The sequence below is a fragment of the Mycobacterium sp. E2327 genome (assembly GCF_001672675.1).
In the GTDB taxonomy this organism is placed as follows: Bacteria; Actinomycetota; Actinomycetes; order Mycobacteriales; family Mycobacteriaceae; genus Mycobacterium.
In genome coordinates this window covers 21,643-29,689 of record NZ_LZKE01000127.1, presented here as the reverse complement: position 1 = coordinate 29,689, position 8,047 = coordinate 21,643, and the positions used below count along the sequence as shown (strand labels likewise).

The window sequence follows — 8,047 nt, the reverse complement described above, 5'->3', positions numbered from 1 at the left end:
CGGGTCGGCCCGCATCACCTTCACCGATTTGTCACGCGCCGACTGGCTTTGGCGGGTCCTGGGCGAGGCCGGGCACGTCGCGACGGTGTCCGCGCTCGCTTACGCGTCCGACGAGCCGCACACCATCGAGCTCGCCGGGGTCGATATCGTGCCCGGCTCGGTCGACCCGCTGCGGCGCCTCGCGATCGGGCATTGGCTGCGGCGGTGGTGGCCGGCCAGCCGCCTTGACGGCATCGCCGGCCTCGATCGCGCGCTGCTCGACGTCGAGGTCGCGCTGCTGACCTCCGGGGCGCAGGGCTTCTTCACCGACGACACCCTGGATTCCGACGTGGTGGGGCTGCTGGCACCGCACGCCGCCGCCCTGACCGCGCACCTGCGCGGCGGCGATCCGCGGATAGGCGATTTGGTGCGGGCCGGCGCCGGTCTCGCCGAAGAGGTCGGTGTAGACGACGACGGCTGGCCGGAACTGTATGAGGCGCTGGACGATCCGGGCGTGGAGCTCGACGCGCCGAGCGGGCACCGCGACGACTATGCGCTGGCCGCCGGCACGGACGCGGCTCCGCGCGGCGCCGTCCCGATCGCGCGGGGTGTCGCGTCCATCGGCTGGGGCGCGGTTCCGGCCGGCATCTTCGACGCGGGCGAGGACACCGTCGACTGGACCGTCCAGCTGGCCGACGCTGCCGTGGTCGCCGTCGTGCGGACGGCCGTCATCGGGCCCCACCCGGCCACCGGCATCGCGGTGCAACTGCGCTCCGGGGACGTCAGCGGCAGCGGCGCGCTGGATGCCCACGGCGGCGCAATCCTTCCACTGCTCGACGGCCGGCAACTCCCGATGACGGAAGCGGCGGCCTGGGACCACGATTGGTCGGCGACGGCGGTGATCGTCGGCGCCGAGCCGCCGGAGGCCCGCGAAACCCGGGAGCGGGTTCGCCGGTGGGCCAGGGCGCGGCTGGACCGGCCGCCGCGCGACGCCTTCCTGGCGGAGATCCTGGCCGGCGAATCCGACTATTGACCTTCTCGGCGGCCACCCGACTCCCTATGCTGAGCGAGTGCCAAACAACTATCGCGTCGTTCAGTGGAACACCGGAAACGTCGGCAAGAGCTCGCTGCAGTCGATCGCCGACAATCCCAACCTCGAACTGGTGGGTTGCTACGCCTGGTCACCGGACAAGGTCGGCCGCGACGCCGGCGAACTCGTCGGCATCCCGCCGCTGGGCGTCGCCGCCACCAACGACGTCGACGAGCTGCTCGCGCTGAAGCCCGACTGCGTCGTCTACAACCCCATGTGGATCAGCGTCGACGAGCTGGTCCGCATCCTGTCCGCGGGCGTCAACGTGGTGACGACGGCGTCGTTCATCACCGGAGCGAACCTCGGCGAGGGCCGCGACCGGATCGTCGACGCCTGCCAGAAGGGCGGCTCGACGATGTTCGGCTCCGGCGTCAGCCCGGGCTTCGCCGAGCTGTTGGCCATCGTCTCGGCGATGGTGTGCAACCGGATCGACAAGGTGTCCGTCATCGAGGCGGCCGACACCACGTTCTATGACTCGCCGGACACCGAGAGGCCGGTCGGCTTCGGTCAGCCGATCGACCACCCCGAGCTGGCGGACATGGCCCGCAAGGGTACGGCGATCTTCGGCGAGGCCGTGCGCCTGGTGGCCGACGCACTCGGCGTCGAGCTCGACGAGGTGCGTTGCGTGGCCGAATTCGCCCAGACCACAGCCGATCTCGAGATGGCGTCGTGGACGATACCGGCGGGATGCGTCGCGGGCGTCTACATCAGTTGGCAGGGCGTCGTCGGCGACAAGACGTTGATCGACCTCAACGTGCGGTGGCGCAAGGGACCGACGCTCGAGCCCGACTGGAAGATCGACCAGGACGGCTGGGTCATCCAAATCGACGGGCAGCCAACGGTGACAACCAAGGTCGGCTTCCTGCCGCCCCCTTACTTCCAGGCCGAGACCATCGCCGACTTCATGGCGCTCGGGCACATCATGACGGCGCTGCCGGCCATCAACGCGATTCCGGCGGTTGTCGCCGCCCCGCCGGGCATCGTCACGTACACCGATCTGCCGCTCACGCTCCCCAGGGGCTTCGCCAAGGTGTAACGGGCGAAAAGTCCACGCGTCATTTGGATTTGATCCGAACTCGCGAAAACGGCCACATTCGAACGGTCTGCTCGTATAGTCTGCTTCGTTCCGCTGCGGGGGCGGGCGCTGTGAGGTGGGCATAGCGCGCACCTCGCGCAGCTCCCTGCCCTGAAGGGACTGCGGCGATGAACTTTTCGATTTTTCCGCCAGAGATCAATTCCGCGCTCATATTCAACGGCGCTGGGTCCGGTCCCATGTTGGCCGCGGCGTCGGCCTGGGACGGGCTGGCCGCCGAGTTGGGGTCGGCGGCCGACTCGTTCTCCTCGGTGACCAACGGCCTGGCGGGCCAGGCCTGGCAGGGTCCGGCGTCGGCGGCGATGGTTGCCGCGGCAACCCCCTACAGCGGATGGTTGAGCGCCGCAGCGGCCCAGGCGCAAAACGCGGCCGCGCAGGCCAAGGCGGTGGCAAGCGCGTTCGAGTCCGCGTTGGCATCCACGGTGCATCCGGTGCTCGTCGCCGCCAACCGCAATCAGCTGGCGCAGTTGGTTCGCTCAAACCTGTTGGGCTTCAACGCCCCAGCGATCGCCGCCGTCGAGGGCCAATACGAACTCATGTGGGCGGCCGACGTGGCCGCGATGGTCGGCTATCACGGCGGGGCGTCCGCCGCGGCCGCGCAATTGGCGTCGCTGCCGCAGCTGCTGCAGAGCCTGCCCGCTGCGGCCACCCAGGCGGCCACGGTCGCCATCTCGGACAATCCCATGGTCGCCGCCGTCAGGTCGGCGTGCGACGGGTCGGTGTCCAAAGCGCGGACCCTCCGCCTGGCCGCGGCAAGCAAGGTTGACGGTAGCGTCCGCACGATCACGACCACCGTGGGCGCGGCCGCGGCCGCCCCCGGTTTCAATCTCGGCATCGGCAACATCGGCAGCAATAACCTGGGCTCCGGCAACACCGGCAACACCAACTTCGGCAACGGCAACATCGGCAACCAAAACCTGGGCAACGGCAACAACGGCAGCTTCAACTTCGGCAGCGGGAACGGCGCCGATGGCACAATCGCGTCCAACTTGAACCTGGGCAACGGAAACATCGGCAGCCAAAACCTGGGCAGCGGAAACGTCGGCAACCAAAATCTGGGCTCGGGCAACACCGGGAGTGGAAACTTCGGCTCAGGCAACAACGGCAGCGGTAACTTCGGTAGCGGCAACATCGGCAACCAGAACTACGGCAGCGGGAACGACGGTAACGCCAACTACGGGTTCGGCAACTTCGGCAGCAACAACATCGGCTTCGGCAACTCGGGCCCCGGCGGCGCGGGTAACGGCAACATCGGCGCCGGGAACACCGGGAACAACAACATCGGCTTCGGACTCACCGGCAACAACGAAATCGGCGTCGGGAACACCTATTTCAACACCGCAACCAATCAGTTCAACTTCGGCGGCCTGAACTCCGGCAGCGGCAACATCGGCCTGTTCAACTCGGGCACCAACAACGTCGGCTTCTTCAACTCCGGCAACGGAAACTTCGGCATCGGCAATTCGGGCCTCACCGACACCGGCCTCTTCAACTCCGGCAATGTCGACACCGGTCTCGCTAACTCGGGCGGCCTGGACATGGGCTTCGGAAATGCGGGACCGAACGCATTGTCGGGCGGCAACCTGGGCTTCTGGAACTCCGGGGTCAACAACATGGGTATGGCGAACGCTGGCAGCTTCAACTTCGGCATGGGGAACGCGGGCCTGGACAACATGGGCATGTTCAACTCCGGCGTCGGCAACACCGGCAACTTCAATGCCGGAACGGACAACACCGGCGACTTCAACGGTGGCGACTTCAACACCGGCTACGAGAACTCGGGGTTGGTCAACACCGGCATGTTCAATTCGGGAACCCTTAACACCGGCGTGGGCAGCGCGGCTGTGCAGTCGGTTGCCAATTCGGGCTTCGGCAACACCGGCACGGACAACTCGGGCTTCTTCAATACCGGCGGCGGGAGCTTGAGCTCGGGCTTCTTCAACACGAATTCGAGCGGCTTCACCACGGGCTTCATGAACACGGGCAGCGGCGACGGCGACGTGGGCTTCTTCAACTCGGGGACCAGCCCCTCGATCGGCATACTGAACTCGGGTGGCGGCTTCGACGTCGGCCTCTTCAATTCGGGCCTGGGCGATTTCAACGTCGGCATCGGGAACTCAGGCGGCGGCGGCTTCAACACCGGCTTCTTCAACACCGGCGCCTTCAGCTCGGGCCTGGCGAACATGGGCGCCGCATTCCTGAGCTCCGGCGCCTTCAACACGGCGCCGAACCAGTCGGGCTTCTTCGGGTTCTAAGGAGTTATCGCCCGCCGGACGCCACGGCCGCCCGACGGCGGTCGGACTTGTACGCCGCGCCGAGCCGCGGCACCTCGAGCGGGCCCTGATGGCGGGCGGCCTCGATGGCGTTGCGCAGCGGACTGGCCAGTCCCGCAAACGATCCCATGTCGAAGAGCAACGGGGTCAGCAGCCGGTTGTGCACGAACCCGAAGGCGCTGCCGGAGTCCGGGTCGGCCCAGCCGAGGGTCCCGCCCAGACCCACGTGACCGAAACCTTTCAGCAGGCCGGGCACCGGCGACTCGTGGTAGCCCAGGTGAAATGGCATGGGCACCACCATGTTTGCGTCGGGCCACTTGCGTTGCGGTTGCCCCGCCAGGCCACGCGCCAACTCCTCGGACAGATATTTCTTGCCGTCGATCTTGCCGTCGTTGGCCAGCGCGGCATACATCTTGGCCAGGCCGCGGCCGGTCACCACGCCGTTGGCCGCCGGCACCTCGCCGTCCAGGAACTCGGTGTCCCCCTTGATCAGGGAGATGACGCCGGGAAAGTACATCGCCCCCAGAGCGCCGGAGAACGGCAGGCCCGCCAGTTTCGGTGCGATGAAGTTGAACACCGGGGCACGCAGCCGTCCCTGCGGGATCAGGATCTGGGCCGCCTTCGTCGGCGACCCTTCGGGCGGGCGGCCGAGGTGCAGGCCGTCGGTGTTGAGCGGGCGCGCGATTTCCTGGCGGATCAGCTCCCGCATGCCCTTGCCCGTCACCGCGCGGGCCAGGCCGGAGAGCAGCCATCCGTAGGTCAGGGCGTGGTACGCCTGCACACCGCGCAGATGATCGACGGGCGCGGCGGCCAGGCGCTCCTCCATGAGCGCGTGGTCCATCAGCTCGGTCTTGGTGACACCCCGCAGGTGCGACAACCCCGACCGATGCCGCAACACGTCGCGGACCGTGATGTCGGCCTTGCCGTTGGCCGCGAATTCGGGCCAGTACTCGGCGACCGGGTCGTCATAGGACAACAGGCCGCGGTCGGCCAGCCGGTGGATCACGGTCGACGCGACGCCCTTGGTCGCCGAGAACACCATCGCGCCCGTGTCGGCGGTCCAGCGTTCCGTGCCCGCCCGGTCCGACCACCCCGTCCAGACGTCGACGACGGGCACACCGTCGATGTAGACGGCCAGCGCCCCGCCGCCGAAACGGCGGCCGAAGAACAACCGGGCGAAGATCCCGATGACATTGGCGAAATGAGGGTCGGCGGCGCCGGACACACCGCGGGGCAAGCCGTCGTCGGTCACCAGCAGGGTCGATCCCCTGCGCGATGCCATCACGGGATCAAGCTATCAGCCGGCAAACGCGCTGAACACAGCTCATTCCGGGGGTCGGGAGGTGGGGTCGCCGGGCGGTTGGTCGGGGGGCGGGGCGTTCAACCACTTCCTGAGCCGAAACAGCTGATTGACCACCATGCCGATGCCCAACAACATCAGCACGGCCACAATCGCCACCACCACCGCGGTGCCCACGATGTCCATCATGACAGGCGCGGCGACCTGCGGTTTCGAGATGGCCCGCCGCTGGGTAGCCACCAGCACATGAGTGGAACAGACAAGGCGAAGAACAAGATCGAAGATCTCGGCGGCCGGGCCAAGGAAGCCATCGGCAAGGCCACCGGAGATCACGACACCAAAAACGAAGGCCGGGCCGATCAGGCGAAGTCCAGCCTGAAGGACGCCGGCGAAAAGGTGAAGGACGCCTTCAAGAAGTAGTTCATCGTTCGACCCAGCGGGTCTGCCGACGGATGGGCGGCCCGCTGGGTTAATTCGCGCCAGGCTGGCAATCCAGAGCGGACCTGGCGTCGAATAACAGGCAAGAGAAACCGACAATGCGAAGGTCCACCAACATGCGCCGATTCACGACATCCATGGGAGTCGCGGCCGCGTCGGCCGTCTTCGCACTGTTGGGAGCTCCCGCGCCCGGCGCGTCCGCCGATCCGTGTCCCGACGTCGAGGTGGTGTTCGCCCGCGGTTCCGGCGAACCGCCCGGCGTCGGCGGCGTCGGCGGGTCATTCGTCGACGCGTTGCGCGGGCAGATCGGCGGCCGAACGCTCGGGGTGTACCCGGTGAATTACCCCGCCAGCACCGATTTTTCGAACAGCGACTTTCCGCTGACCGTAATCGACGGCATCCGTGACGCGGGTTCGCATATCGAGTCGATGGCGGCGAACTGCCCGAAGACCCGCGAGGTCCTCGGCGGCTACTCCCAGGGCGCGGCCGTAGCCGGTTTCGTCACGTCGGCGGCCGTACCGCCGGGCGTACCGGCGTCGGCGGTGCCCAAGCCCATGCCGCCGGATGTCGCCAACCATGTCGCCGCCGTCACGCTGTTCGGGACACCGTCGGGTCCGTGGCTGCAAAAGTACGGCGCCCCCGTGATCGCCATCGGCCCGCTGTACCAGCCCAAGACCCTGGAGCTGTGCGCGCCGGGCGACGGGATCTGCGGTGACGGCAACGACGCCTTCGCGCACGTGTCGTATTCGGTGAACGGGATGACGGGCCAAGCGGCCACCTACGCCGCGAGTCACCTGTAGCCCCGTGCAGAATCGCAGCATGCATGTTCTGGTCACGGGCGGCACGGGATTCGTCGGCGGTTGGACCGCCAAGGCCATCGCGGACGCCGGGCACACCATCCGTTTCCTGGTGCGAAAACCCGAGCGACTGAAGACGTCCGTCGCCAAGTTGGGTGTCGACGTGTCGGACTACGCCGTCGGGGACATCACCGATCGCGTCTCGGTGCGGGAAGCGCTGCGCGGGTGCGACGCCGTCGTGCACAGCGCCGCCCTGGTGGCCACCGACCCGCGCCAGACCCAAGAGATGCTGACGACGAACATGCAGGGCGCGCAGAACGTCCTCGGCCAGTCCGTCGAGCTGGGGCTGGACCCGATCGTTCACGTGTCGAGCTTCACGGCGCTGTTTCATCCGGGCCTGGAGACACTCACGGCCGACCTACCGGTCGTCGGTGGAGCGGACGGGTACGGAACGTCCAAGGCGCAGGTGGAGATCTATGCGCGCGGACTGCAGGACGCGGGCGCGCCGGTCAACATCACCTATCCCGGGATGGTCCTCGGCCCCCCGGCCGGCGATCAGTTCGGCGAGGCCGGCGAGGGCGTCAAGGCCGCGGTGCAGATGCACGCGATTCCGGGACGCAGCGCGGCGTGGTTGGTCGTCGACGTCCGCGATCTGGCCGCGCTGCACGCCGCGCTCTTGGAGCCGGGGCGCGGGCCGCGCCGCTACACCGCTGGCGGACATCGAGTCCCGGTGGCCGAGCTCGCGTCCATGCTCGGCCAGATCGCCGGGACCCCCATGGTCGCGGTTCCCATCCCGGACGCCGCGCTGCGGGTGGCCGGGGCGGTCATGGATCGGGCGGGCCGGTTTCTGCCCTTCGAGACGCCCATCACGTCGGCGGGGATGCAGTACTACACGCAGATGCCGGCGTCGGACGACTCGCCCAGCGAGCGAGAACTCGGCATCACCTATCGGGACCCGCGCGACACCGTGGCCGACACGTTCGAGGCCCTGCGCGGCAGCTGACCCGCGTCGCTCAACGCGCCGAGACTGTAAATCTGCAGGCAAAGCGCGAGTAGGGGCCTGCAGAATTACCGGCT

8 protein-coding genes are annotated in these 8,047 nt (G+C 67.9%); 6 read left to right on the top strand and 2 right to left on the bottom strand.

Annotation, left to right across the window (positions count from 1 at the left end; genetic code table 11):
- The 3 genes from A5712_RS31370 to A5712_RS15320 all read left to right on the top strand — a co-directional run.
- Window positions 1-1,012: hypothetical protein (locus tag A5712_RS31370; protein WP_068106706.1), on the top strand; the 1,012-nt coding region annotated here is incomplete at its 5' end.
- Between the two features lie 37 nt (window positions 1,013-1,049).
- Window positions 1,050-2,105, top strand: coding sequence for a dihydrodipicolinate reductase (locus A5712_RS15325; RefSeq protein ID WP_068106703.1), 1,056 nt, complete (start codon window positions 1,050-1,052; stop codon window positions 2,103-2,105).
- 167 nt (window positions 2,106-2,272) lie between these two features.
- The gene (locus A5712_RS15320) at window positions 2,273-4,417 is read left to right on the top strand and encodes a PPE family protein (protein WP_068106699.1); all 2,145 of its coding nucleotides are present in this window, start codon (window positions 2,273-2,275) and stop codon (window positions 4,415-4,417) included.
- Between the two features lie 4 nt (window positions 4,418-4,421).
- Here the strand turns inward: A5712_RS15320 and A5712_RS15315 are convergent, their stop codons facing one another.
- Together A5712_RS15315 and A5712_RS15310 are read right to left on the bottom strand one after the other, a co-directional pair.
- Window positions 4,422-5,717 carry a serine hydrolase domain-containing protein gene (locus tag A5712_RS15315; protein WP_068106695.1) on the bottom strand — a complete coding sequence of 432 codons (1,296 nt, stop codon included), beginning with the start codon at window positions 5,715-5,717 and terminating at the stop codon, window positions 4,422-4,424.
- 42 nt (window positions 5,718-5,759) lie between these two features.
- Window positions 5,760-5,975, bottom strand: coding sequence for a hypothetical protein (locus tag A5712_RS15310; protein WP_156766579.1), 216 nt, complete (start codon window positions 5,973-5,975; stop codon window positions 5,760-5,762).
- Window positions 5,976-5,981: 6 nt separating this feature from the next.
- On the opposite strand from A5712_RS15310, the gene A5712_RS15305 reads away from it, so the two are divergent.
- The 3 genes from A5712_RS15305 (at window position 5,982) to A5712_RS15295 (ending at window position 7,973) form a co-directional block, all read left to right on the top strand.
- Window positions 5,982-6,155, top strand: a complete 174-nt coding sequence (locus tag A5712_RS15305) for a CsbD family protein (RefSeq protein ID WP_068106689.1) — start codon at window positions 5,982-5,984, stop codon at window positions 6,153-6,155.
- Window positions 6,156-6,271: 116 nt separating this feature from the next.
- Window positions 6,272-6,973, top strand: a complete 702-nt coding sequence (locus A5712_RS15300) for a cutinase family protein (protein WP_068106686.1) — start codon at window positions 6,272-6,274, stop codon at window positions 6,971-6,973.
- Window positions 6,974-6,992: 19 nt separating this feature from the next.
- Window positions 6,993-7,973, top strand: a complete 981-nt coding sequence (locus tag A5712_RS15295) for an SDR family NAD(P)-dependent oxidoreductase (protein WP_068106683.1) — start codon at window positions 6,993-6,995, stop codon at window positions 7,971-7,973.
- The last annotated feature ends 74 nt before the right edge of the window (window positions 7,974-8,047 follow it).